Origin of the sequence: Sphingobacterium prati (assembly GCF_013167215.1) — a bacterium.
Taxonomy (GTDB): Bacteria; Bacteroidota; Bacteroidia; order Sphingobacteriales; family Sphingobacteriaceae; genus Sphingobacterium; species Sphingobacterium prati.
Genome location: NZ_JABJWY010000039.1, coordinates 397504 through 422540, shown reverse-complemented (window position 1 = coordinate 422540; position 25037 = coordinate 397504). Strand labels below are relative to the sequence as shown.

The window sequence follows — 25037 nt, the reverse complement described above, 5'->3', positions numbered from 1 at the left end:
ACGCAATACATTAAAAATGGCACGATAATACAAAGGCCCAAAAAAATCTTTTTACTCTTTATTGTCATTTCTATAAAATTTTGACAAAAATAAGGATTTATATAGGGTATAAAAGTTTATGTCAAGATATGACATAAAACCTACATGGATCTCTGCCACTAAATATTAGGGGAACCAGCGTCCACAAAAGTTTTAGCATACCAACTATCTGTCAAATCAGAGATAATAACGCCTTTGCGTGTCGAGACATGAACAAATTTGTTATTGTGCAAATACACGCCGACATGGTCTATTCCATTTCTACCGAAAGAGAAAAACACCAAGTCTCCTTCTTCCAATTTATCAGTCCTTTTTCGTTTTACCACACCTTCCATATCACGCGATGTTCGTGGAAGATTACCCTTGTACACTTGGATATAAAGCAGGTTAACAAAACCCGAACAATCTACTCCGCTTTTGGTCTGCCCACCCATCCGATGCGGTATTCCCATCCAGTCGTCAATAAATGAATAGAGATGAGGGTTTAACTTTTTTGCACTCACATTCAGTAGTGAGGCGTAATTATCGAGGCGTGATCCCGAAAAAATCTTTCCACGTGCCGAACTTGCATCTGTCAACACCGTACCATTGGAAGAGTGAGATCGGGAGGTCAATACGTTTTTCTTCGTTGAACAACTGCTCAATAATAATATACTTAAAAATACGATAAAATAAGATCTGGCAATCATTCTGTTCGATTTACTTTCCTGTAAAACAAACTTAAATAAACTACTCTTTATATACAATATGTTTATCTCTTTCCTAAAAAACATTTTATCTATTCCGTCTAGTTTATAAATTATTACCCACAACAGACTATTTTCATACCTTAATAAGCTTACTAACTACAATCAGCGTTACTGGTACTTCCATTAATATCCTGAGCTTAATTATCCATGGACTCCTGTATCTATCCATTTTCTCAACAAGAACGTTGAATCAGAAAAAGAATTGTTCAGAAATCGTAACTTTGCCCCTTAATTTGTTTGAGAATGGAAAAATTAAAAGGTGCAATAGCAGTCTTTTTAGGGGCGAGTAGTTTTGGAATACTATCAACATTTGTAAAAAAAGCATACGGCCAGGGACTTACTTTGGGTGAGGTAACAGGGATTCAGGTGTTATTCGGCATGCTTATACTTTGGCTTATCTTTATTGCGATTAAGCTATTTTCGGTCACAACCTTCCAATCTTCAACAAAAAAATCTTCATGGATCAAAATCTTGATTAGCGGCACCTCCACAGGCCTAGTAAGTGTTTTATACTATAAGTGTGTACAGCTGGTACCGGCTTCACTCGCAATTGTACTGCTCATGCAGTATATCTGGATTGGCGTGGTCATTGAGTTTATCTTTTTTAAAGCTAAACCATCCAAGAATAACCTGATCGGTATTGGAATCGTGCTGATTGCGACATTATTGGCAACTGGACTTATCGAAAAAGGATTGAAGGATCTTAACTTAACTGGTGTCCTATTTGGTCTTCTGGCAGCCACAGCTTATTCGGTTTTTATGATCGTGAATGGCCGCGTGGGCAATGATTATCATCCCGTACAAAAAAGTGCGATCATGGTAACAGGTTCCTGTATATTAATTTTTACTTTATTTCCGCCTAACTATTTGTTCAATGGCCAATTTGATGCTAATTTTCTGTACTTTGGGTTGATCTTATCTTTATTTGGAACCGTCATTCCGCCCCTGTTATTTGCTTATGGCTTACCAAAGACAGGATTCTCTTTGGGTGGAATTTTAAGTTCAGCAGAATTGCCCGTCGCCACCTGTATGTCTTATTTCATCCTACATGAATCTGTTTCATTTATACAATGGATCGGTGTTCTTTTGATCTTAGGCACAGTGATCTGGTTGAATGCTGCAAAGCATAGTACACATTAATCAAATGCATTCATTTTCATTATACGATGATACTATTCAATAAAGAATAATCAGCAGTCATGCGAACTAAACTTTTTCATCATCAAAAAAGGGCAATCTTAGATAAGATTGCCCTTTTTTGATGATGTATAATCTTAAAAAGCTAATGTGCCAATGTCTCAGGAACTTCCTCCACCTCTACTTCACAGTTATCTGTAACCTCCATAAATTTGACGGGTACAACTTCATTGACCAACAATGGATCATATAAAGTCCTCACTTTGACATAGTTTTTGGAGAACCCGTGCATATAACCGTCTTTTTCATCAGCCTCAAACAGGACGTCCCCTTGGGCTCCAAGCTGTGATTCATAAAAAGCTCGGCGTTTCTTTTCTGAAAGGATATGCAACATCTTGCTTCTATCGCTACGTTGCGCCCCCGGTACTGCCCCCTCCATTTGTGCGGCAATTGTATTCTCGCGTTCTGAATAGGTAAAGACATGCAGATAGGAAATATCCAGATCGTTCAGAAAATTATAGGTATCTATAAAGTCTTCGCGCGTCTCTCCCGGAAATCCAACGATCACATCGACACCAATGCAACAGTTGGGCATTAAAGACTTGATGAATGCAACACGCTCGGTATATAGCTCCCTTTTATATCTCCTGCGCATCAAACTCAGAATTTTATTACTTCCGGACTGTAGTGGCATGTGAAAATGTGGGACAAATCGTTTGGATTGCGCTACAAATTCAATAATATCATTGGACAACAGATTGGGTTCTATAGAAGATATACGTATACGATCAATACCTTCAACTTTATCCAGCGCTTTCACCAGATCCAAAAATCGGTCTTCACGCTTCCCTTCCCGAATACCAAAATCTCCGATATTAACCCCCGTCAACACGATTTCCTTGACACCCGAAGCGGCAATTTCTTCTGCTTGATTGACAATCTCTTCGATCTTTCCTGAACGGCTTCCTCCACGTGCCAAAGGGATGGTACAGAAAGTGCAGGAATAATCACATCCATCCTGAACTTTTAAAAATGTACGCGTACGGTCGCCAATGGAATAAGCGGATACAAATTGGTTCGTCTCGTCAATAGGTCCATTATAAACTATTGTTTTTTCTTGCTTGGTCAAATCATTGATATGCTCAATGATGTTGAACTTCTCGGCAGCTCCCAACACCATGTCTACCCCCGGAATTTCCGCAATTTCTTTAGGTTTTAGCTGAGCATAGCATCCTACAATGGTAATATAGGCATTCGGAGAATGCTTTAACGCTTCCTTGACCACTTTTCTACACTTCTTGTCCGCATTGTCCGTTACAGAACATGTATTGATTACATAGACGTCCGCACGGCTATTGAACGCTGTAGTATCATAGCCTGCATCTTTAAATAAACGTCCAATGGATGATGTCTCCGAATAATTCAGTTTACATCCAAGTGTATAAAAAGCTACTTTTTTATTCTCCATAATATATTTTGCAAAATTACATTTTTTTTCAGTAACCCCTCTTATCATTTTAAGTTTTGACTTTCTCGTTATAAGGATTTTCCTTAGTTTTGACTATCTTAAAAACATCAATGCCACAAAGATTAAAATTTGAATACAAAAGACCTGGTCAATACGAATCGGGCATGATTGAAATGTAATTTCGATATAGAAGGCATAAATTTTAGTACAAGTCTCCTATCGGACAGCGGAAATAGTAGCCATAAGTCATAAAGAATATACTACTGAAAGCAGGCACTAACATAGCATGGGATAGGGCATTCACAATTTTAAGATTATAAAAGCACTTAATAAAAAACTATTTACAGATGAAACAATATTTAGATTTACTCAAACATGTATATACGAATGGTGTTGTAAAGACAGACCGTACAGGCACAGGTACCAAAAGTGTGTTTGGGTATCAGATGCGTTTCAACCTGCAGGAAGGATTTCCACTGGTAACAACAAAGAAATTACATTTGAGGTCAATCATTCATGAGTTGATCTGGTTTTTGAAAGGTGAAACAAATATTCAGTATTTAAAAGAGAACGGTGTAAGTATTTGGGACGAATGGGCGGATGAACAAGGAAATCTGGGCCCTGTTTACGGGTCGCAATGGCGTTCTTGGCCTACACCTGATGGCCGCCATATTGATCAGATCACACAGGTTATTAACCAACTAAAAAATTCACCGGACTCTCGTCGCATCATCGTTTCGGCATGGAATGTTGCTGAAATTGAACACATGGCTCTTCCACCTTGCCATGCTTTCTTTCAATTTTACGTAGCACCGGCACAGCCAGAAAAGGGGATCTTAAAACCCCAACTGTCCTGTCAGCTTTATCAACGTAGCGCCGATATATTTTTAGGTGTGCCCTTTAATATTGCCTCTTATGCCTTACTGACCATGATGGTAGCACAAGTCTGTGATATGGAAGCAGCAGAATTTATCCATACATTGGGAGATGCACATATTTATAGCAATCACTTTGAACAAACGGAGTTACAATTGAGCCGCGATCCAAAGCCATTGCCACTAATGAAGATAAACCCTGATGTGAAAGATATTTTTGATTTCAAATTCGAAGATTTCGAATTGTTGAATTACGAGTCACATGCACATATAAAAGCACCTGTTGCAGTATAAAAAGAGCTGTTACAAACTTTTCCAATACATAACATCATTAGATAATACAAAAATTTACACAACACCAAAATGAGTAACCCAACGGTCACATTAATCGTAGCTGCTTCTGAAAACAATGCGATTGGCATCAATAACCAGATGCCTTGGCATTTACCAAATGACTTTAAATATTTTAAAAGAAATACCATTGAGCATTCTGTCTTGATGGGCAGAAAAACTTTTGATGCAATAGGCAAAGCATTACCTGACCGCAGGAATATTGTCATCACACGTAATCCTGATTTCCAAGCAGAAGATATTGATGTTGCCAACAGTATCCAAGAAGCACTTCTATATTGCCGGGACGAACACGAGGTCTTTATCATCGGTGGAGCAAACATCTATCAACAAGCCTTATCTCTGGCCAACAAAATACTTCTGACCCGCGTACAGACAACCATCCAGGGGGATGCCTTCTTTCCCGAGCTTAATTCGGAGGAATGGGAATTGATTTCTTCGGAGCCGCATCAAGCCGATGATAAGCATGCGTTCGATTATACCTTTGAGGTGTATAATCGCAAATAACCATTGGAATGTTTAAATATTTATCGCTCGTTTTTATTTTACTTATGTCCAAGACATATGCTCAGAAGATAGATACGGTATATCTCGAAAAATTGCTTCAGAGCCGTCCTGATTTATTTCAACAGCTATTAAATCATCCGACAAAACACGAGGTGCAGATCCTGTACACCCAGATTGACCGTGATAAATCCAACATCCCACATTTTAAGTCTTATAGTTATCGGCTTAATCCCCATTGGTATTTCTATCCGGCAAGTACGGTAAAACTCCCGACAGCGATTTTAGCGCTCGAAAAAATTAATGACTTACAAATTGAGGGGCTAACGAAAGACACTCCCTTACGCATTGATTCAGCTTTTGAAAAACAAACGAAAGTATCTGTCGATGAGTCTGCAGCCAATGGGTTGCCCTCTATCGCCCAATATGTCAAAAAAATATTATTGACCAGTGATAATGATGCCCAAAATAGATTGTTCGAATTCATTGGCCGTGCCGAATTAAATACAAAACTCAAAAAATATGGCGCCAAGTACAGCCGCATTGTCAACCGTCTTGCTATAGGCGACAAAGGAATTTGGGCCAAACATACCAATCCTTTCACCTTCTATAATGGCGACAACATTATTTATCGGCAAAATGCGCAATTCGATCCCAAGGATTATGATATCAAGTTAGCCAATACACTTCAGGGGAAAGGCTATATGAATGAAAAGGATGAACTCATCCATGAACCCTGGAGCTTTGAAGGGCTAAACGTGTATGCATTGGAGGATCAACAACTGATATTAAAGAAATTGTTATTCCCCGAAGCATTCAAAAGCAGAGAAAGATTTAATCTACAAAAAGAGGATTATAAGCTGCTATATGATTATATGTCACGTTATCCCTTTGAATCGGACTTTCCTAAATATAACGCTATAGAATTCTGGCCTACCTATAGCAAATTGCTTTTCTATGGACGCGAAAAAGATGCAAAGTTGAATCCTAATATCCGCATATTCAACAAATACGGCGATTCTTACGGATATAATATTGACAATGCTTATATCGTTGATTTTGAGCATGGCGTGGAATTTCTTCTCGCTGTAGTAGTTCAATCGAATGAAAACGGCATCTACAACGATGGCATTTACGAGTATGAGACAGTCACTTATCCGTTTTTGAAAAACATAGGGCAGCTTATCTATCAGGAGGAATTAAAAAGAATAAAAAAAATCGAACCCGATCTATCCAAGTTTGATTTCAGAAAATAATACAAAAACGGCATTCAAAATTTGAATGCCGTTTTTTGTTAAATATGCTTCTTTTTCTTGATCAATCCAGGTGCGCTCATTTTTACTCAAGATTACGATTTCTTACCCACCAATTTAGAAAAGCCCCTGCCACTTTGAAAAGCATGCGTAAATCGAACGGTATCAACCGGACCTTTCTAAGACCCATCATACCATTAATGTCTGTGCAAAGCGCTTTCGATCAATTCACCATAAAAGTCACCTTCTTTCATTCCAAAGGCACGTACCTGTTGTGGGATAAAACTCTGCGCTGTCTGTCCCGGGATTGTATTGATCTCAATAAAATAAAAATTATCTGTACCATCTTCCAGAAAGAAGTCCACCCGCACCATACCCTTACAATTCAACCTGACATAAATTTCCTTCAAAATACGGGCAGCGCGTTCTTGCTGTTCCGCGGTCAGTTCTGCCGGTGTAATTTCCTCTGTCAGACCTGGGATATATTTTGCCTCAAAATCAAAAAATTCACGGGTCGTGCGGACCTCTGTTGCGGGTAATACAACCAATTCACCCTTCGCATTGCGGAAAATTCCTTCCGAGAATTCCCGTCCCGTTACAAATTCTTCTACAATCACTTGTTTTCCCGTATTTTCAGCATCGAAAGCTTTATCAATAGCTTCCTGTAACTGAGCAGGCTCTTTTACTTTGGTCATACCAATACTACTTCCTCCAGCATTGGGCTTCACAAAATATGGAAGGGCAAGCGTGTTTTCAACAGTTTTAACGGCTTCTGCCCGTTGAGTTTCGAATAATAAGACCGATTTGGCCAGGTATAATTCCGGAATATCACTTAAAATCGCCTTTGTATAGCCCTTATTCATTGTCAAAGCAGACGTTAACGCATCACATGAAGTATAAGGAATATCGAGCAAATCAAAGTAGCTCTGCAATCTTCCATCTTCCCCAGGTACGCCATGCACCATGATAAAAGCGAGGTCAAAATTTATCGTTTCACCATTTAATGGTAATGTAAAACTCTCGCGCAGAACAGGGTATCGCTTACCGTCCTTAGCTGTATAAAACCACGCTTCTTTTGATATGGTAATCAGGTAGACATCGTATTGGTCATGATCGAGTTGGGAATAGACAAAGGCAGAACTTTTAAAAGAAACTTCGGCCTCACCTGTATAACCTCCAGTTATTAATGCTATTTTTGCTTTCATAAATTTTAGCGATTCGAATAGCAAATATAATTTGCTATACACGGAAAAACGAATAATTTTGTGAGGAATAATTTTATTTAATCATTCTGCTAAATTGGCTTCAATATTGCGGTTCTATGCAGAATTAATTTTTATCAAACACAGTAATGTCCAAAGTCATCCAATATCTTCAGACAGCCACGTTCAGAAAAAATCTCATTGCCGCTTTCGTTGCGATAATCTGCTTATTTCTTGCGGTATATGTTGGACTGAAAATATATACTAAACATAATGAATCCATCGCAGTTCCGAAAATAAAGGGACTCCATATCAATGCAGCCATCCAAGCGTTGGAAAATGCTGGATTAGAATACCAAATTGACTCCGTTTATCAGATGGATGCAAAGCCTGGCTTGGTCATTGAGCAGGATCCTGAGCAAGGATTTCACGTGAAATCCGGTCGGACAATTTATCTGACGATTATTACTCAAGTTGCGCCAGAGGTGGCTTTTCCAAATATTAAAGATAAGACTTTAATAGAAGCTACAGCTATCCTGAAAAATCACAACCTTAAAATAGGCGATACTTCTTATGTTGCCGATATCGCGAGAGATATTGTTTTAGATGCCCAATTTGCAGGCCAATCCATTCGAAATGGCCGCATGATCCCCAAAGGATCGCGGATAGATCTTGTATTGGGAAATGGCCTGGGAGCAAATGAAGTTGAAATTCCGAACCTGATCGGGCTCCCGCTGAACGAAGCTAAATTTGCGCTTACTGGTGCAGGACTTGGCCTGGGCACAGTCACATACGATCCAAATGTAACAGATACGACAACTGCTGTGATCAGTGTACAGTCTCCAGGCATCGAAAAGGGATTAACAAGCTTAGGTGCCAAAATAGATGTAACCCTTTCACTTACCGCCCCCTCACCAACAACAGGTACGTCGGGTTCGTTAACAACACCTAAACCGCAGGTAAATCCAACACAGGTAAATCCACCTGCGACGAAACCCACGGTTCCGGCAAAAACAAATAATCCTCCTGCCAAAGCGACAAATACAACAGCTCCAGCAGGACAAAAAAAGGAAAATAAAAGTAGTAGTCTAGGCTTCTAAAGCTATTATGAAACCTTCATAAACATAGATCGCTTGCTTAAAATGAATCGTATGTCCGTGAAGGTTTCATCATTGATATAAAAAATCATTCTGATGGAAAATAAAAAAGGAATACCAAGCTGGTTAAAAATTATTGCATTAATCGTCATCCTTGTCGGAGGTTATTTTGCCTGGACATTTTATAAGGCTTTTTTTGCTTCAAACGTTTCTGGAGAGAAAAAATACCTTTACATTCATGAGGGGGCTAAGTATGAAGATGTCCTCAAATCAATTCAAGATTCCAGCCTTTTGGATGATATTGCAGCATTCGAACGTGCTGCCCAATATAAAAAATACGAAAAAAGTGTAAAACCCGGTCGTTATCTGTTAACTCCCGGAATGAACAATAGACGTTTGATCGGTAATTTAATTGGCGGTTATCAAGAACCTGTAAAATTTAGATTTGCCAATGTGCGGCTAAAGGAAAATATGGCCGCCTTATTAGGTAAAAGTTTTGAGGCAGATTCTGCACAATTTATTGCGGTACTAAATGATGAAACAACCGCTCAAAAATTTGGCTTTACCAAAGAGAATTTAATTTCAATTTTCATCCCCAACACATACGAAATCTACTGGAACACGAGCCCAGAGAAGGTTATTGCCCGTTTCGATGATGAATGGAAAAAATTCTGGAATACAGACCGTATTGCCAAGGCAAAGGCTCTTAACCTAACACAACAACAGGTGAGCACACTAGCTTCGATCGTCAAAGGGGAAGCCTTACATCAAGATGAAATGCCTATGATTGCCGGCCTCTATTTGAATCGCCTAAAAAAAGGCATGCTGTTACAGGCCGATCCAACTGTGATCTTTGCAAATAATGACTTTTCGATCAGAAGAGTATTAAATAAGCATCTAAGAACAAATAATCCTTATAATACTTATATATATAGAGGTCTGCCCCCAGGTCCTATTTCTATCCCAAGTATTGCTGCAATTGATGCCGTATTGAATTTTAAACAACATGATTATATTTATATGTGTGCAAAAGATGATTTCTCAGGATACCATAATTTTGCAAAAACAGAAGTCGAACATCTAATCAATGCGCGCAAATTCCAACAAGCTTTAGACGCACGAAATATCAAGAAATAATGTTTGTATTTGACCATCAGCTTCGTGTCCGTTATGCTGAAACAGACCAAATGGGTTATGTTTATTATGGCAATTATGCTGCGTTCTATGAGATCGCTCGTACTGAAATGCTGAGAAGTACAGGAATATCCTATAAGGAACTGGAAGAAATGGGCGTTATGCTTCCGGTCACTGAGATGAAAACAAGATATCTCAAACCGGGCAAGTATGATGACCTGATAACGATCCGAGTAACAATTCGTAAGAAACCGGCTGTCCGTATTATTTTTGAATATGAACTTTTTAACCAAAGTGGAGAGTTGCTCAATCAAGGAGAGACGACACTGGTATTTGTCAATATGGAAAAAAACAAACCTTGTATGCCTCCACAGATATTTCTGGATAAGATGAGTAAATACTTTAACTGATATGGGGAAACTCCACCAATGGCTATTAAACGTTGAACCTTATTTTAGATTAATCGAATGGAGCAAAAGGGTGGTGTTACCCGGATTCGGTTCGCTACCCCTTTATACTGTGTCGGTGTTTTTTTTTCAGGAGCTCTCCCGAGATTCCATCGTCAGTAAAGCTTCGTCATTATCGTATAGTTTCCTATTGGCTATATTTCCCGGGATCATCTTTCTGTTTACGTTGATTCCGTATATCCCGATTAACAATTTTCAGGAACAATTATTAGATTTCCTGGCAGTTGTCATCCCCAAAAATGCTTTCCTTGTAGTCGAAACCACTTTAGAGGATATCATTAAAAACCAAAATGGCGGACTGCTTTCCTTCGGTTTTCTATTTGCTGCCTATTTTGCAACAAATGGTATGGCTTCATTAATGAATGCCTTCAACAAAGCTTCCCTAATGACTGAGAAAAGACCTTGGGTGCGGAAAAGACTCATCGCACTGACCTTGGCGTTTTTTATCATCTTCGCCTTAACAGTAGGTATGACCATATTCACTATTGCGGGAGTGACAATCGACTATCTTAAAGAAACTACAGGCATTAAATCCAGTATGTGGGCTACCCTATTAAAACTTGCCCGATGGATTATTATTTTCGCTATTTATTTTTTCACAGTTAGCTGTATCTATAAGTTTGGCCCTTCAACCTCAAATAAATGGAAATTGTTTAGCCCAGGAGCATCCATGGCTACTATATTAGCAATTTTGACCTTCTCCATCTTTACATTTTATATTAATCATTTTGGTGCCTATAATAAATTGTATGGTTCTATAGGAACATTGATTGTGATCATGTTATGGATCTACCTCAATACACTAATCTTATTGTTAGGCTACGAACTTAATGCTGCTATTGCTTTGTCCAAGCAAACAATTGTAATTGCCAAACCCCGAATTTTCAATTCATTCAAAAAAAATAACGATTAATAGTCAAGGATTCCATGAGTTAAAGAACTTTGTTCAAAGTCTTTACCTACCAAAAAACTGTTACATGCAGACTAAAACGGGCCAATTGGGAACGATAAAAATAATCATGTTCCGAGGCCCTCTAACCAAATTATTCCGTATGCTCGATCACGTTGAGTATAACTAAAAGTCTGTCAATAAAATAAGAAAAATAAAATTTTGCATTAAAAGTTTTTTTGTACCTTTGCATCTCCTACAACGTAGGAAAAAGGAGAAAATTAATTAATGGCAAAAAAACAAGAAGCAGAAAAAGAATTAGCAGCGAAAAACGCAGAGCTACAAGGTGCTGACACTAAAGTAGTGAAAGACACTGAAAAAATTGAATCAGAAGCTGATTCAAACTTAATCGACGAAATCAAATCAAACACTTGGATTACACCAGAAGGTGAATTTGACTGGGATGCAAATGACAAAGGTTTCGGAAATTATAGCGAAGCTGAGCGCGCTAAACTTGAAGCACAATACGCAGATACTTTTAACCAAGTTAACCAAGGTGAAATTATCGAAGGTACTGTAGTTTCTATCAACAACAAAGACGTTGTCTTGAATGTTGGTTTCAAATCTGACGGTTTAGTTTCTTTATCCGAATTCCGTGACTTACCAGAATTAAAAATTGGTGACAAAGTTGACGTATTCGTAGAATCTCAAGAAGATGCTAACGGTCAATTAGTACTTTCTCGTAAACGTGCTAAAACTCAAAAATCTTGGGAAGCTATCAATGAGGCATTGGAAAATGATGCAATCATTACTGGTTTCGTTAAGAGCCGTACTAAAGGTGGTCTTATCGTTGACATCAAAGGTGTTGAAGCATTCTTACCTGGATCTCAAATCGATATCAAACCTATCCGTGACTACGATATATATGTAGGTAAAACTATGGAATTCAAAGTTGTTAAAATCAACCACGAATTCAAAAACGTTGTCGTATCGCACAAAGTATTAATTGAAAACGACTTAGAAAACCAAAAATCTGAGATCGTTGCTAAATTAGAAAAAGGTCAAGTATTGGAAGGAACTGTTAAAAATATCACTGACTTCGGTGTATTCATCGACTTAGGTGGTGTTGACGGTTTGTTGCATATTACAGACATTTCTTGGGGTCGTATCGAACATCCAAAAGAAGTTTTATCTTTAGATCAAACAATCAACGTTGTTGTATTGGATTTTGATGATGAGAAAAAACGTATCGCTTTAGGCTTGAAACAATTATCTGAGCATCCTTGGGAATCTTTAGATACAGCATTAGAAGTTGGTTCTAAAGTGAAAGGTAAAATCGTAACAGTTGCTGATTACGGTGCTTTCTTAGAAATCATCCCAGGTGTTGAAGGTTTAATCCACGTTTCTGAAATGTCTTGGTCTCAAAACTTACGTTCTCCACAAGAGTTCTTGAAAGTTGGAGATGAGATCGAAGCTCAAATCTTAACTTTAGATCGTGATGAGCGTAAAATGAGTTTAGGTATCAAACAATTGACTCCAGATCCTTGGAAAAACATCACTGATCGTTATCCAGTAGGTTCTAAACAAACAGCTGTTGTTAAAAACATGACTAACTTCGGTGTGTTTGTTGAGTTAGAAGAAGGTATCGATGGTTTGATCCACATCTCAGATTTGTCTTGGTCTAAAAAAATCAACCACCCTAACGAATTCACCAAAGTAGGTGAAACTTTAGATGTTGTTGTTCTAGAATTAGACGAAGAAAACCGTAAGTTATCTTTAGGTCACAAACAATTGGAAGAAAATCCTTGGGATACTTTCGAGACAATCTTCACTGAGGGTTCTATCCACGAAGGTACTGTGATCAAAGTTGGTGACAAAGGTGATATCGTAGCTTTACAATATGGTGTTGAAGGTTTCTGTCCTTCTAAACACTCTGTTAAAGAAGACGGTTCTTCATTGAAAGTTGATGAAGTAACTTCATTCAAAATCATCGAGTTCAATAAAGAGAACAAACGTTTGGTAATTTCTCACTCTCGTATCTGGGAAGAAGAGAAAGAAGAAGCTCGCAAAGAAGAGTCTAACAACCGTAAAAAAGACGCTAAAGCTGAATCTTCAGCTGTTAAAAAAGTAAAAGATTCTGTTGAAAAATCTACTTTAGGCGACTTAGACGTATTAGCTCAATTGAAAGAGCAAATGGAAAATGACAAAAACGCTAAGTAATTAGCATTTTAAATCCATAAAAAGCGGCTGTTCCAAAAGAACAGCCGCTTTGTTTTTATAGGTTTGCTTTGTAATTTTGTATACATAAGAATAATTGTTATGTCATTCAAATCAGCCTTAATAAGCCCATCCGAACTTCAGGATACATTGACAAAAGATGAAAATGTGATCCTACTAGACTGTACCATCGATAAAGTCGGTCAATCCCTAAAAGATGCAAAATTAGCATTACTTCCAAACTCATTGTTTTTTGATATCGAAGGAAAATTTTCCGACCACTCATCTAAATTGCCGCACACACTGGTAACTGAGCAGGTCTTTGAAAAAGAAGTTCAAGCATTGGGTATTAATCAAAATAGCACAGTGGTTTTATATGATAGATGGGGGGTTTATTCCAGTCCACGTGCCTGGTGGATGTTTAAGGTCATGGGGTTTGATCAGGTCTATATTTTAAATGGCGGAGTTCCAGCTTGGAAAAATAATAATTATAAACTGACTGACAATTATAAAGAAAATCACCAGAATGGAAATTTTAAAGCTCGTTTTCAGGAGAACCTCTTTGCTGATAAGGAATATATTTTAGCGCATTATAAATCGGCTGAGACAACTATTTTCGATGCCAGAAGCAAGGGAAGATTCATTGGATTAGTCGCAGAACCGCGAAAAGGTCTCAATGGCGGACATATTCCACACTCTAAAAACCTACCCTTCGAAGAATTGCTTTCGGACATTTACTATAAAGAAATTGACGAGCTCAAGCAGCACTTTGATCAGTCTAAAGCGACAGGAGATGAATATATATTCTCCTGTGGCTCGGGCGTAACGGCCTCCATACTTGCCTTCGCAGCTTATATTTCAGGGCATACAACTATCCGGGTTTACGATGGTTCATGGTCTGAATGGGGCAAAGAAGAACTCAATCTTCCGATCGAGAAATAATCAAAATAAGGTATTCCAGGAATAGAGATTGTCCTCCAGTCGAATTACTTCGGCATCTAACAGGTCACGGATGATCTCTATTCTTTTTTTTTCGCTACCGAGGGTTAAACTTCCAACCAGATCATGCAGCCCCTTTGGTGCAGCCAATAAGCTGTTTTTTATCTCCGCTTTGATTTGGTTTCGTTGTCCTTCGTTGTGTATACGTATTAAACATAAATCACACACCTGGCAGAAGCCTGCATTCTTTTCTCCAAAATAAAGCAACAACGACTGGCTGCGGCAGTGCGCTTTCTCTATATAATTGATCATCCCATTAACCTGCTCTTCCTTTATCTGATGACGATCCCGAATAAAGATATGGTCAATATGCAGATGTTTATAATCAACACGATTTTGTAAAAACGTTAGCTGCGGTGCATCCGTAGAAGGGAGGTAGCTTGCAATTTCCAATGCTTCGAGTGATTTTAAAAGTTCAACAACACGGCCATAAGGGACCCCAAGCTTATTTGCAAATTCATATTCATTAATCAGGATATAATTTTCAAAAACGCCACCATACACACGTAGAATCGCTTTAATCAATTTATCATATTTTACATATTGCACCTGAACTTTATACAATTCGGTGCTATCTATTTCAAATTTGAAACGTGAGGGTATAGTTACAGCTTCAGACAAGGTTAACCAACCGTCGCGCTCTAAAAATTTCAATGCATTCATCACAGGAATCAATGGCAATTGATATTTCTTGGCAAATGTAACCACATCAAAATCCAGCGTAAGGCCCTCACCCGCTCCATAAGGCACTTGAAAATGATTACATAAATAGTGATAAGTCTGCTGAATGAAGGGAACATCGGGAAAACTAGCACTCAAGGTATCAACGAGCTTTTTTTCATCATTCTTTTGGTAAAGAATAACTGGGTATGCTTTTTTACCATCCCGCCCCGCCCTACCGGCTTCCTGGTAGTAAGCTTCCAGCGAATTGGGCAGATCCAGATGGATGACAAAACGAACATCGGACTTGTCGATCCCCATTCCAAATGCATTTGTAGCGACGATAACACGAACAGCATTTGTCATCCATGCATCCTGTTTTTGATCACGCTCCTGTCCTGAAAGTCCAGCGTGATAATAGTCTGACGCTATTCCATTGTTGATTAAAATACGGGCTATTTCCTGCGTCTCTCTTCGATTTCGAACATATACGATACCTGACCCACCTAGTTTATGAATAATACGTACCATCCGTCCCATTTTATCCTCTTCTTCGATAGCCATATAAGCTAAATTGTCCCGAAGGAAACTTTTGACAAATACATTTTGTTCCGGAAAATTTAGCTTCTTCTGTATATCGGTTATCACGCGTTCCGTAGCAGTTGCTGTCAGTGCTAAAAATGGAACTTTGGGATGGAGCTCTTTCAGTCTTGCCAACTCCAGGTAGGGCGGTCTAAAATCATAACCCCATTGAGAAATACAATGTGCCTCATCTATCGCGAATAGATTGACATTCATAAATCGGATCCGCTCCCGGACAAGGTCACTATACAACCGCTCGGGGGATAGATAAAGGAATTTTATTTTTCCATAGACACAATTGTCCAACGTAATATCCACTTCCCTTTTTTTCATTCCCGAGTAAATGGCAACTGCTTGGATACCATTTTTTTTCAAATGTTCTACCTGATCTTTCATAAGGGCAATCAACGGGGTCACCACGATACAGATTCCCTCCATCATCAATGCCGGCACCTGAAAACATATGGATTTCCCGCCCCCTGTTGGTAGTAAAGCGAGTGTGTCTTTACCAGAAATAACCGACTGAATAATTTCTTCCTGCAAGGGCCGAAACGATTCAAAACCCCAATATTGTCTTAAGATTGATAGGCTATCTAAAGTCATAAGCTCTCCTTATCCCAAACATACGCAAAATTATCTTTTATGATATAACTCTTTATCTTCAAACTATCCAATATAGCCTGCGCCTGCAATGACTTCCTCAAGGAATTGGAACCATCAAGGATAACCTCTCTGGGCGAAATCCCATTCAACGCAACGGATAGTTTTTGAATAGTATTCTTTCTAATCACCAGCAGATCTGCGGCTGGCAATGCATCCTTGAAATGCTCCATAACAATTATTTTTCCAATTGGCAACGCTATTAAATAATTATTCCTTCTACTTTTACCCTTTAATGGAATAAATTGAACATTGTCTTCGGAAGCCAATACTTGAATTTCCCGGCCGCAAGCATATTGCAGAGCTTTATGATTTAAAGAGTCAAACGTGCTATAGATAACCGCTTTCTTATTTTTAAAATAAGCAATTGTTAATTCGTTTTTGGTGTTATATATTCGAAATCGCTCGGTATTTTTATCTATATACTGCTGATTTATCGCTATGATCATGATCCCTAGCGTACAGAGTAGACCCAGATAGTTATATTTTTTGTCCTCCCATTGATAGCCATATAAAAAACAAAAAATGGCGACATAAGAGAGAAAGAGAAGCATATTGTCAATGATATTGATTTTAATCGTTGAAAATGCCAAACGGTCGATGGATTTCAGGCAGTAGAGTATACCTCCGATTAAATTCTCCAATAGGTATCCCAAGAGCTCATTTAACCAATCGATGGGGTTGATCGTCATTAAAAAACCTAAATACATCGTTATGGTCGAAGGGAGATCAACAAGTAGATTAGCTAATAAAAAATAGGTCGGAAACTGCCCAAAATAATAGAGTGTAAGCGGTGTCGTTAAAACCTGTGCCGCTATGGAAATACCAACGGTATCCCTCACAAAACGAAGCAGAGGATTTTTCACAACAATATTTTTTTCAAAGACTGGTAAAAATAATACCATGCCCAAAACCGCCAAAAAAGAGAGCTGGAATCCCACATCGGCTATAGCTTTGGGAGAAAAGAGCAGAATAACGGTTGCGGCAGCAACTAGCGCATTTAAGGTTGAGCTATTTCGCTTGAAATGTTGTGCACATAAAACAAAACTAATCATAATAGCAGCACGGGCAATGGGAGGATCCAGACCAGCAATAAAAGCGTATATCCAAATAATGGAAAATGTAAGAACAAAAGGCAGCCAGCTCAACATCGGACGCCAGGGGAAAAATCTAAAAACTAGCGATAAAAAACCAAACAGTACGGCGACATGCATCCCCGAAACACTCAGCACATGAATTGTCCCAGTATTTGTAAATGCTTTTATATTCTCATCATCAATGTCACTCCGAAAACCATATAACAAAGCAGCCGCAATCGAAAAGTATTCCTCTTCCTTAAAATAACGGCGTAGCTTTTTTAGAAAATATTGCCTTGTCTGCAACGCAATACCTGTAAGATTTGCGGATCCCGGACTTCCCTTTGCAATTATTTTATAATCATCTGTATTCAGGAAAATCTGATGATGAATATCAGATTTTCTCAAATATTCGCGATAATCAAATTCGAGGGGATTAAACGGAGGGGGAACTGTCATAATATTACTTTTTAGCCAGATCTGGTCAGCATATTGTAGTTGATTTTCCCCCGCGAATTTCATTGAAACCATCACCTTACCGGTTGTTACAATAAAACTGTCCTGAATATAACCGCCTATCACCTCAGCTGAGAATCGCGTAGTACCGGATTTACCTTTAGGCTCCTCAATAATATGCACAACATAACTATCTAACTGAAAATGCGAAAAATGATTTTGCACATAAAGTGGTTCATTACGCCAAAATTGCCAGACGGCAAATAACAAGATAAGTATATAATATCCGATAAGATAGCCATACTTAAATAATGTCCCTCTAAATAGATAGCAGCCAAGTGTTATACCCAGTACGATAAACAAGCCATGTTGCAGGTATTGAAACAAGACAAACGAAAACTTCAACATTGGTGCGATAAAGAGTCCAATAACATAAATAGCAGCAATCTTAAGAAGTGGAATCCGTTCTAGTTTTTGATAAAACCCCAATTCCATCATAATTGCCATCTTAATTGTATCTTAATTTCGGACTTTCGATTGCCCTGGATCTCATCCAGGCCTGTCCCAATTGTCTCTTTACCGGGATAATAATAAATTCCATACTTTGTCCATATATCGAGATTATGGTTTATTCTATATCTTAAATTCAAATATGTCCGCCAACCGCTTGAGGCGTACATACCAAATCCCGACGCATACAGTACATCATTCTCATAGGCGTAGATCCGATTATCGTAAGTATCCGTCTGAAAATAAGCAATTCGCGAATTCAGTTGTATTTTTCCAACTTCAGGTTTCCAGAAAATATCCTGATAGAACATATATCCTTTATTGTCATTTTCATATTCTTTCTGCAATAAATTAGCTTCAGCCCGATACCGAATCGTCCAGATTCTATTCAGTTTATATTGAAATTCTATCCGTAGCTGTTGTTTTACGCTGTTCACCAAGCCCGATTCGGTCTGTCCTTCACCAACATAATTCACCTGTTTTAACCGATTTCGGTACCTTAATGTAAGTTGCCCCTTTTTGTACCATATATAACTGAGCTGACTAAAAAAGTCTGCTCCTACTGAACCTGTATCTGCCTGATATTTCGCCTCTGGGAACCGGAAAACATCAATATAATTGGACCAAACTAATTTTCTTGCCAGCTGGTACGTAAGTCCGGCGTAAACACCTTCTTCATTAGATGTGCTGCTCGATTCACCAAAACCCTGTCCATAAAAAGTGTGGTAGTTTTTCTTGTAATCCCGAACGAGGACTACGGTGGATAAACGTGGATGTAAACTCACGATTGCACCCACTAACAGTGCCGTACCACCATCTAAACTACTGGCATATTCTCCAAATAAATGAATATTTCGAATGGTATAATTCGTATACAGGCTGATATTTCTCAGTACATCACCTTCGAAATCATACTGCTGTCTATTAGCTGTCCCCCTGAGCTTAATGACATCCAATTGGGATTGATTGAAATTAATCCCTGCTTTGAAACGATTATACCTCCATAAAACATTCAGTCCATAAGTCATTTGATGAGCAGCATTTCGATAATGCTGTTCCGTCGGTGTTCGGTGTAGTCCTGTTTTTGCAATCGTCTTAATTACCCGTTGTTCGATGTTATTATCGACATTAGCATCGATGGCACGATATGAAAAATAAGGCGTGACCTCAAACCGCCTCAATCGCAATGTTCCTGTTATTCCACGCATAAAGTCCACCTCATTTAATGAACTGTATTGTTTTATTCCTATCCCCTGCCGGGCAGTATTCTGTACCAGTCCGCCCTTTCCAAAGCTCAAGCCATTCCACATACTGAGGCCCTGACCAAACTGCAACGCATAATCTCCAACAACAAGATTCCGGACCGGACCAATCGCTTTAACGGATAGACTTATTCCATAAAAATCAAATCCCAACTTTTGCTTATCTTTAAAAAATGGCTCACCCGCGTCTTTCTCCATATTAATTGCCAAGCGAATCTTATCTTTTAGATTTGCCCGATATCGTATCGCATATCTGTTAGGATCCCCTAGATACCGAGACCTTGTGGTATCTAAAATTTGGTAGCCTTTTGTTTTCTCCAATGTCCGCCCGTAACGCAACATAAATTCATGTGAGAAATCTTTGAATTTACTTCCTGTGAATGGATTGTTTTCTCCAACTTTAACGAAAGGCAACAATAAGTTTACGATCCGCGTATCAAAGCCATCAATAGACTGGATCTCTAGCACGTTAATAAAGTCGCCGGAAACTTGACGATGTTCAATCAGACGTTGTAATAACAAGGGGTCTACAAACTGTAACTCGCCTAATTCTGTTCCATCGGTCTTATTCAGATCAATTGGATGTTTTAGATAATAGGCCCACTTTTCGCTTAATTCACTTAAATCAGTATCTTCAGGTAGTTCTTCTGATAAGTTTTCGAATAGTTCTTCGAGATTGATTTTTTCATTTGTCTGCGCCATACAAGTTATTCCAATAAAATAACCTATAAAGAGCAAAATTTTGCTACAATATTTCATAATAGGTTTTATTTAATATTGGCTAGATGTTGGCTGATGAATCATTTATCCCGGCAGATAAATGATTCATCAATATGAAGTTATAAAATATAATCGAAATAAAAAAAGGTCTGATGAAAATTTCATCAGACCTTTTTTTATTCGTTGTAAAACTGTTATTAGATATCAATTTTTGCGTAACGTGCGTTCTTCTCAATAAACTCACGGCGTGGAGCCACTTCATCGCCCATTAACATCGAGAAAATACGGTCACATTCTGCTGCATTTTCAATAGTTACCTGACGTAAAGTACGGGTTTCAGGATTCATTGTTGTATCCCAAAGTTGCTCCGCATTCATCTCACCAAGACCTTTATAACGCTGTACATGTACACTATCTTCTTTACCTGTTCCTTTCAAGCGTTGTATCGCGTTGATACGTTGATCTTCATTCCACGCATATTCGTGTTCTTTACCTTTTTTCACGAGGTATAAAGGAGGCGTAGCGATATATACATACCCTCTTTCAATCAATTCTTTCATGTATCTGAAATAGAATGTCAGAATTAACGTAGTAATGTGGGAACCATCCACATCGGCATCGGTCATGATAATGATTCGGTGGTAACGTAATTTCTCAAGATTCAATGCTTTGGCATCTTCAGCAGTGCCGACACTTACGCCCAATGCAGTAAACATATTTTTGATCTCTTCATTTTCATAGATCTTATGTTCCATTGCTTTTTCAACGTTCAGGATCTTACCCCGTAATGGCATAATGGCTTGGTGTTTCCGATCACGACCAGACTTCGCTGTACCGCCCGCAGAATCCCCCTCGACAAAATAAATCTCACATTTGGTAGGATCATTATCCTGACAATCGGCCAATTTACCTGGAAGTCCTGAACCACCCATTACAGTTTTACGTTGTACCAGGTCACGTGCTTTACGTGCAGCTGCACGCGCTTGAGCAGCAATAACAACCTTTTGAACAATAGCTTTTGCTTCACGTGGATTTTCTTCAAGGTAAACACCTAAAATCTCACCAACAGCCACGTCTACCGCTCCCATTACTTCAGAGTTACCTAATTTGGTTTTTGTCTGTCCTTCAAATTGAGGTTCAGCAACCTTCACCGAAATGACAGCAGTCAATCCTTCACGGAAGTCATCACCTGTAATCTCGACTTTCAAATTTTTAAGTAAACCTGATTTATCGGCATAAGCTTTCAAGGTACGTGTCAAACCTCTGCGAAAACCTGCCACGTGTGAACCGCCTTCTATTGTGTTGATGTTATTCACATAAGAATGGACGTTTTCAGAATAGGTATCGTTATATTGCAAGGCCAATTCCACAGGAATACCTTGTTTAATTCCTTCAACATAGATAGGCTCAGGAATTAATGCCTGACGTGTACCATCTAAAAATTTGACAAATTCCTTTAAACCACCTTCAGAATGAAAAGTCTCTCTCTTTTCCGAACCGTCTTCATTGGTTTCACGCTCGTCATTCAACGTCAAACTGACCCCTTTATTTAAAAAGGCTAGTTCACGAAGTCGATTCGCCAAAGTATCATAATTATATACCGTAGTCTGCGTAAATATCGTTGCATCAGGATGGAATGTTACAATTGTACCGGTCTTATCCGAAACCCCAACTTCCTTTACATCATACAAAGGTTTACCAATTTGATACTCCTGTTGGTATATCTTTCCATCACGGTGTACTTCAGCTTTCAAAAGTGTAGACAAAGCGTTCACACAAGATACACCCACGCCATGTAGACCACCAGACACCTTGTAGGTATCTTTATCAAACTTACCGCCAGCATGTAATACCGTCATAACGAGTTCTAATGCTGATTTATTCTCTTTTTTATTGATTCCGGTAGGGATACCACGACCATTATCTCGAACGGAAATTGAATTGTCTTTATGGATAGTAACAAAGATATCTGTACAGTACCCTGCTACAGCTTCGTCGATTGAATTGTCTACAACCTCGTATACCAAATGGTGTAATCCTTTTACACCGGTATCACCAATATACATGGATGGACGCTTACGAACCGCCTCTAAACCTTCTAATACCTGAATATTATCGGCCGAATAGGTGGATGCATTTTTCTTTTCTTCGCTCATTGAAAAACTGTTAAATGTAATATTCAAAAATACGAAATTTTGCCCGATTTATCAAGTCTGTAGCGAAGTATTACACCGATAATCTGAAACAATCAAATGCTCAATAATTTTACTTTTTTAGGATTAAAAATTAGATTTTCGATTTTTTTATGTTAGGTTTGTTTTAGTATTAATTTGCAAATAATAAAAAAATGAACACTATATTTTCAATTGTATCGAAAGTTTCCTTGGGCCTTTTATTGACTGGGACGATCGTCTCATGTAACCAAGGTGCTAAAACACAAAATGAGCCGTCGAAAAATGATTCAAACGCTGTAAGCAAAGAGAGTCAAGGAAGTAGTAAGGATAAAATCGTCTATTTGAATTCAGATTCTCTTTCTGAAAAATATCAATACTTTAAAGACATTAAGTCAAAACTTGAAAATAAGGTAAAAAAGGCACAGGCTGATCTTCAAGCAAAAAGTGCTGCATTTCAACGTGAGGTTGCCGAATATCAAAAAAATGCTGCTACAATGTCTGCGGCAGACAGACAAGCTACCGAACAAAAATTGGCTCGCAAACAAGATGAACTAGCACGATTAGACCAAACTGCCTCTTCATCCCTAGCCAAAGATGAATCAGAAGAATTCAACAACGTGTACAATAAAATCACTGAGTTTTTGAAAAAACATGCTTCAGATAACGGTTATAAACTTGTACTGACTTATTCTAAATCCAATCCTACTGTATTGTATGCTGATCCTTCACTGGAAATCACCAACGAAGTTATCAAACAGTTAAATGAAGAATACAAATCTTCGAGCAAGTAAGAAATCCAAAAAGTTTAAGGAAGCCATCATTGTAATTTGATGGCTTTTTTTATTTTTAAGTCTCCTGATCTCAGTTAAGCAATGTAATCGGCCAATACCTGTCCGCAGCTATTGGCAGCTAACAAAATTGTTTAGTATCTTGTATTGTAAAATTAGATTTATGATCAAAACGATTGTTGAAAAGGAAATCGCAAACTACGAATGGATTGATATCTTTGAACCTACCTCGGAGGACTTTACATTCATCAAGGAAAGATATAATCTAAATGAAGCCTCCATTAAAGATTCTAAAGAACCGGAACACCTTCCTAAAATAGAGGAATTTGAAAATTATACCTTTATTATTCTCCGGGTCATGTCCGACAATTTTAAAGAGAATTCGGATAGTATAGGAGAAGTAACGGATCGTCTAACCATCTTTTATGGCAGTGATTTTGTCATTACCGTCCATAAACGCCGTATCGAGTTTCTGGAGAAACTCAAAAATATCGAATTCACGAACGTAAAGACAAAAAATAGCCGAAAACTATCTGTATTTATTACAACAGCTGCGGTTTTCACTTTTAGCAAGACATTGGAACAATTATCCACACGCATCGATTCATACGAAGAACTGATCTTTCTGAAACGTATGAAACAACAGCCTGTCCTGAAAAACCTATATTTTATCAAACGACAGATAGATGTCGCCAGAAAGGTTATTTTTTTATATAAAGAGGTTATCGAGCATTTTCATTCCTCTTCGAAGAAAGATGTTTACACCCGGGATTTAAAAGACCTTCAAATACGTACATCGACGCTATATGAAAACTTATCTGAAAACGTAGCACAATTACTAAACGTATTCTTTAACATATCCTCGAACCACACCAACGAAATTATGCGCATTTTGACGATATTCTCTGTTTTTTTCATGCCAATTACATTTGTGGCTGGAGTATATGGAATGAATTTTAAAAATATGCCAGAGCTGGAGTGGTATTATGGCTACCCCATAGCGATTGCGATCATGATTGTGATTTCACTAGCGATTTATCTTTGGTTCAAAAGAAAAGGTTGGTTATGAGCCAACCTTTTTCTTTGTCATGACTACAAAGTCTTTCAGATAGAAAGGCTCAAAGTAGGCAATATCTTCGAACGCTTTATTTTGTAATTTTTCAAAGGCCAATTTGGATAAAAATGCCGCTGAAGCCTTAAATTTAAGCTGTACATTCACACGATCGTTACCTGCAAACAACGCCTCAAATTTATCAGCCCCTGATCCAAAGAGATGAACGCGGCTGTAAACGGCCAACAGTCTATCGTAATAATTGACGTCTATAATTTCTGCTGCTGTAGATTTTACAAGGTCACTATGATGGTTGTAAACCGCAGAATAAACTTCCATACGACGTGCATCCAACATAGGAATAAAGGCTTCATGCTCCTGTAACCCAAACTGTCCCTTGTACCCCAAAAATAAAGCTTCCAGTGTATTTATTGCGATCAGAGGTACATCTAAGCCATAACAAAGACCTTTTGCGGTAGACACGCCAATACGCAGTCCAGTATAAGATCCGGGGCCCATGCTCACTGCTATTGCTGCCAGCTGTTTTACCGAACGATCTGCTTCACGCAAAATCTGTTCTATTAAAACGGTCAGTTTGGCAGCATGTGCATTAGGTTCGTCCAGATCAATCACAGCTAAGGTCTGTCCATCTTCACTTAAGGCAACCGAACATACGGTAGTTGAGGTATCAATTTGTAAAATTAAATTATTCATCAT

General features: G+C 38.4%; 20 protein-coding genes. 12 read left to right on the top strand and 8 right to left on the bottom strand.

The genetic code is table 11. The features are described from left to right. Window positions 1–158 precede the first annotated feature (158 nt). Complete coding sequence (locus tag HPC41_RS24920) at window positions 159–728, bottom strand: C40 family peptidase (RefSeq protein ID WP_172396783.1); 570 nt, start codon at window positions 726–728, stop codon at window positions 159–161. Between the two features lie 303 nt (window positions 729–1031). On the opposite strand from HPC41_RS24920, the gene HPC41_RS24915 reads away from it, so the two are divergent. Continuing rightward, window positions 1032–1928, top strand: a complete 897-nt coding sequence (locus HPC41_RS24915) for an EamA family transporter (RefSeq protein WP_172396782.1) — start codon at window positions 1032–1034, stop codon at window positions 1926–1928. Window positions 1929–2070: 142 nt separating this feature from the next. Here the strand turns inward: HPC41_RS24915 and mtaB are convergent, their stop codons facing one another. Beyond that, window positions 2071–3393, bottom strand: a complete 1323-nt coding sequence (mtaB, locus tag HPC41_RS24910) for a tRNA (N(6)-L-threonylcarbamoyladenosine(37)-C(2))-methylthiotransferase MtaB (RefSeq protein WP_172396781.1) — start codon at window positions 3391–3393, stop codon at window positions 2071–2073. Window positions 3394–3740: 347 nt separating this feature from the next. Here mtaB and HPC41_RS24905 point away from each other — a divergent pair, with 347 nt between their 5' ends. The 3 genes from HPC41_RS24905 (at window position 3741) to HPC41_RS24895 (ending at window position 6379) form a co-directional block, all read left to right on the top strand. Then, window positions 3741–4562 (top strand): thymidylate synthase, encoded by an 822-nt coding sequence (locus HPC41_RS24905; protein ID WP_172396780.1) that lies wholly within the window; start codon window positions 3741–3743, stop codon window positions 4560–4562. A gap of 69 nt (window positions 4563–4631) precedes the next feature. Next, the gene (locus HPC41_RS24900; protein ID WP_172396779.1) at window positions 4632–5126 is read left to right on the top strand and encodes a dihydrofolate reductase; all 495 of its coding nucleotides are present in this window, start codon (window positions 4632–4634) and stop codon (window positions 5124–5126) included. Between the two features lie 44 nt (window positions 5127–5170). Then, window positions 5171–6379, top strand: a complete 1209-nt coding sequence (locus HPC41_RS24895; RefSeq protein ID WP_246251061.1) for a serine hydrolase — start codon at window positions 5171–5173, stop codon at window positions 6377–6379. 194 nt (window positions 6380–6573) lie between these two features. Here HPC41_RS24895 and HPC41_RS24890 read toward each other — a convergent pair whose 3' ends face one another. Then, window positions 6574–7581 carry a D-alanine--D-alanine ligase gene (locus HPC41_RS24890; RefSeq protein WP_172396777.1) on the bottom strand — a complete coding sequence of 336 codons (1008 nt, stop codon included), beginning with the start codon at window positions 7579–7581 and terminating at the stop codon, window positions 6574–6576. A 146-nt stretch (window positions 7582–7727) separates the two neighbouring features. Here HPC41_RS24890 and HPC41_RS24885 point away from each other — a divergent pair, with 146 nt between their 5' ends. The 6 genes from HPC41_RS24885 (at window position 7728) to HPC41_RS24860 (ending at window position 14324) form a co-directional block, all read left to right on the top strand. Continuing rightward, the gene (locus HPC41_RS24885) at window positions 7728–8678 is read left to right on the top strand and encodes a PASTA domain-containing protein (RefSeq protein ID WP_172396776.1); all 951 of its coding nucleotides are present in this window, start codon (window positions 7728–7730) and stop codon (window positions 8676–8678) included. A 93-nt stretch (window positions 8679–8771) separates the two neighbouring features. Then, the gene (gene mltG / locus HPC41_RS24880) at window positions 8772–9812 is read left to right on the top strand and encodes an endolytic transglycosylase MltG (protein WP_172396775.1); all 1041 of its coding nucleotides are present in this window, start codon (window positions 8772–8774) and stop codon (window positions 9810–9812) included. After that, complete coding sequence (locus HPC41_RS24875) at window positions 9812–10219, top strand: acyl-CoA thioesterase (protein WP_172396774.1); 408 nt, start codon at window positions 9812–9814, stop codon at window positions 10217–10219. The genes mltG and HPC41_RS24875 overlap by 1 nt, the downstream gene beginning before the upstream one ends. A 1-nt stretch (window position 10220) precedes the next feature. After that, window positions 10221–11189: a YihY/virulence factor BrkB family protein gene (locus HPC41_RS24870; protein ID WP_172396773.1), complete on the top strand. Its 969-nt coding sequence runs from the start codon at window positions 10221–10223 to the stop codon at window positions 11187–11189. A 264-nt stretch (window positions 11190–11453) separates the two neighbouring features. After that, window positions 11454–13385, top strand: coding sequence for a 30S ribosomal protein S1 (gene rpsA / locus HPC41_RS24865; RefSeq protein WP_172396772.1), 1932 nt, complete (start codon window positions 11454–11456; stop codon window positions 13383–13385). 99 nt (window positions 13386–13484) lie between these two features. Continuing rightward, window positions 13485–14324, top strand: coding sequence for a sulfurtransferase (locus HPC41_RS24860; RefSeq protein WP_172396771.1), 840 nt, complete (start codon window positions 13485–13487; stop codon window positions 14322–14324). Here HPC41_RS24860 and HPC41_RS24855 read toward each other — a convergent pair whose 3' ends face one another. The 4 genes from HPC41_RS24855 to gyrB all read right to left on the bottom strand — a co-directional run bounded on the left by HPC41_RS24855 (window position 14325) and on the right by gyrB (window position 22463). After that, complete coding sequence (locus tag HPC41_RS24855; protein WP_172396770.1) at window positions 14325–16226, bottom strand: RecQ family ATP-dependent DNA helicase; 1902 nt, start codon at window positions 16224–16226, stop codon at window positions 14325–14327. It lies immediately after the preceding gene. Next, window positions 16223–18322, bottom strand: a complete 2100-nt coding sequence (locus HPC41_RS24850) for a ComEC/Rec2 family competence protein (protein WP_172396769.1) — start codon at window positions 18320–18322, stop codon at window positions 16223–16225. Before HPC41_RS24850 ends, HPC41_RS24855 begins: the two co-directional genes overlap by 4 nt. Beyond that, a complete protein-coding gene (locus tag HPC41_RS24845; RefSeq protein WP_172396768.1) occupies window positions 18310–20346 on the bottom strand; it encodes a ComEA family DNA-binding protein in 2037 nt (678 codons plus the stop codon). The genes HPC41_RS24850 and HPC41_RS24845 overlap by 13 nt, the downstream gene beginning before the upstream one ends. A gap of 158 nt (window positions 20347–20504) precedes the next feature. Then, window positions 20505–22463: a DNA topoisomerase (ATP-hydrolyzing) subunit B gene (gene gyrB, locus HPC41_RS24840; RefSeq protein ID WP_172396767.1), complete on the bottom strand. Its 1959-nt coding sequence runs from the start codon at window positions 22461–22463 to the stop codon at window positions 20505–20507. Between the two features lie 191 nt (window positions 22464–22654). Between gyrB and HPC41_RS24835 the strand changes: the two genes are divergently transcribed. Both HPC41_RS24835 and HPC41_RS24830 read left to right on the top strand, forming a co-directional pair. Continuing rightward, window positions 22655–23272, top strand: a complete 618-nt coding sequence (locus HPC41_RS24835; RefSeq protein WP_172396766.1) for an OmpH/Skp family outer membrane protein — start codon at window positions 22655–22657, stop codon at window positions 23270–23272. Window positions 23273–23432: 160 nt separating this feature from the next. After that, window positions 23433–24338: a CorA family divalent cation transporter gene (locus HPC41_RS24830; RefSeq protein WP_172396765.1), complete on the top strand. Its 906-nt coding sequence runs from the start codon at window positions 23433–23435 to the stop codon at window positions 24336–24338. Here the strand turns inward: HPC41_RS24830 and tsaB are convergent. After that, window positions 24333–25037 carry a tRNA (adenosine(37)-N6)-threonylcarbamoyltransferase complex dimerization subunit type 1 TsaB gene (gene tsaB / locus HPC41_RS24825; protein WP_172396764.1) on the bottom strand — a complete coding sequence of 235 codons (705 nt, stop codon included), beginning with the start codon at window positions 25035–25037 and terminating at the stop codon, window positions 24333–24335. The two genes, HPC41_RS24830 and tsaB, sit on opposite strands and share 6 nt — an antisense overlap.

Bases quoted from the DNA above. Each gene is read 5' to 3' on its own strand.
- HPC41_RS24920 (WP_172396783.1), bottom strand. From the start codon at position 728: ATGATTGCCAGATCTTATTTTATCGTATTTTTAAGTATATTATTATTG.
- HPC41_RS24915 (WP_172396782.1), top strand. From the start codon at position 1,032: ATGGAAAAATTAAAAGGTGCAATAGCAGTCTTTTTAGGGGCGAGTAGT.
- mtaB (WP_172396781.1), bottom strand. From the start codon at position 3,393: ATGGAGAATAAAAAAGTAGCTTTTTATACACTTGGATGTAAACTGAAT.
- HPC41_RS24905 (WP_172396780.1), top strand. From the start codon at position 3,741: ATGAAACAATATTTAGATTTACTCAAACATGTATATACGAATGGTGTT.
- HPC41_RS24900 (WP_172396779.1), top strand. From the start codon at position 4,632: ATGAGTAACCCAACGGTCACATTAATCGTAGCTGCTTCTGAAAACAAT.
- HPC41_RS24895 (WP_246251061.1), top strand. From the start codon at position 5,171: ATGTCCAAGACATATGCTCAGAAGATAGATACGGTATATCTCGAAAAA.
- HPC41_RS24890 (WP_172396777.1), bottom strand. From the start codon at position 7,581: ATGAAAGCAAAAATAGCATTAATAACTGGAGGTTATACAGGTGAGGCC.
- HPC41_RS24885 (WP_172396776.1), top strand. From the start codon at position 7,728: ATGTCCAAAGTCATCCAATATCTTCAGACAGCCACGTTCAGAAAAAAT.
- mltG (WP_172396775.1), top strand. From the start codon at position 8,772: ATGGAAAATAAAAAAGGAATACCAAGCTGGTTAAAAATTATTGCATTA.
- HPC41_RS24875 (WP_172396774.1), top strand. From the start codon at position 9,812: ATGTTTGTATTTGACCATCAGCTTCGTGTCCGTTATGCTGAAACAGAC.
- HPC41_RS24870 (WP_172396773.1), top strand. From the start codon at position 10,221: ATGGGGAAACTCCACCAATGGCTATTAAACGTTGAACCTTATTTTAGA.
- rpsA (WP_172396772.1), top strand. From the start codon at position 11,454: ATGGCAAAAAAACAAGAAGCAGAAAAAGAATTAGCAGCGAAAAACGCA.
- HPC41_RS24860 (WP_172396771.1), top strand. From the start codon at position 13,485: ATGTCATTCAAATCAGCCTTAATAAGCCCATCCGAACTTCAGGATACA.
- HPC41_RS24855 (WP_172396770.1), bottom strand. From the start codon at position 16,226: ATGACTTTAGATAGCCTATCAATCTTAAGACAATATTGGGGTTTTGAA.
- HPC41_RS24850 (WP_172396769.1), bottom strand. From the start codon at position 18,322: ATGGCAATTATGATGGAATTGGGGTTTTATCAAAAACTAGAACGGATT.
- HPC41_RS24845 (WP_172396768.1), bottom strand. From the start codon at position 20,346: ATGAAATATTGTAGCAAAATTTTGCTCTTTATAGGTTATTTTATTGGA.
- gyrB (WP_172396767.1), bottom strand. From the start codon at position 22,463: ATGAGCGAAGAAAAGAAAAATGCATCCACCTATTCGGCCGATAATATT.
- HPC41_RS24835 (WP_172396766.1), top strand. From the start codon at position 22,655: ATGAACACTATATTTTCAATTGTATCGAAAGTTTCCTTGGGCCTTTTA.
- HPC41_RS24830 (WP_172396765.1), top strand. From the start codon at position 23,433: ATGATCAAAACGATTGTTGAAAAGGAAATCGCAAACTACGAATGGATT.
- tsaB (WP_172396764.1), bottom strand. From the start codon at position 25,037: ATGATGAATAATTTAATTTTACAAATTGATACCTCAACTACCGTATGT.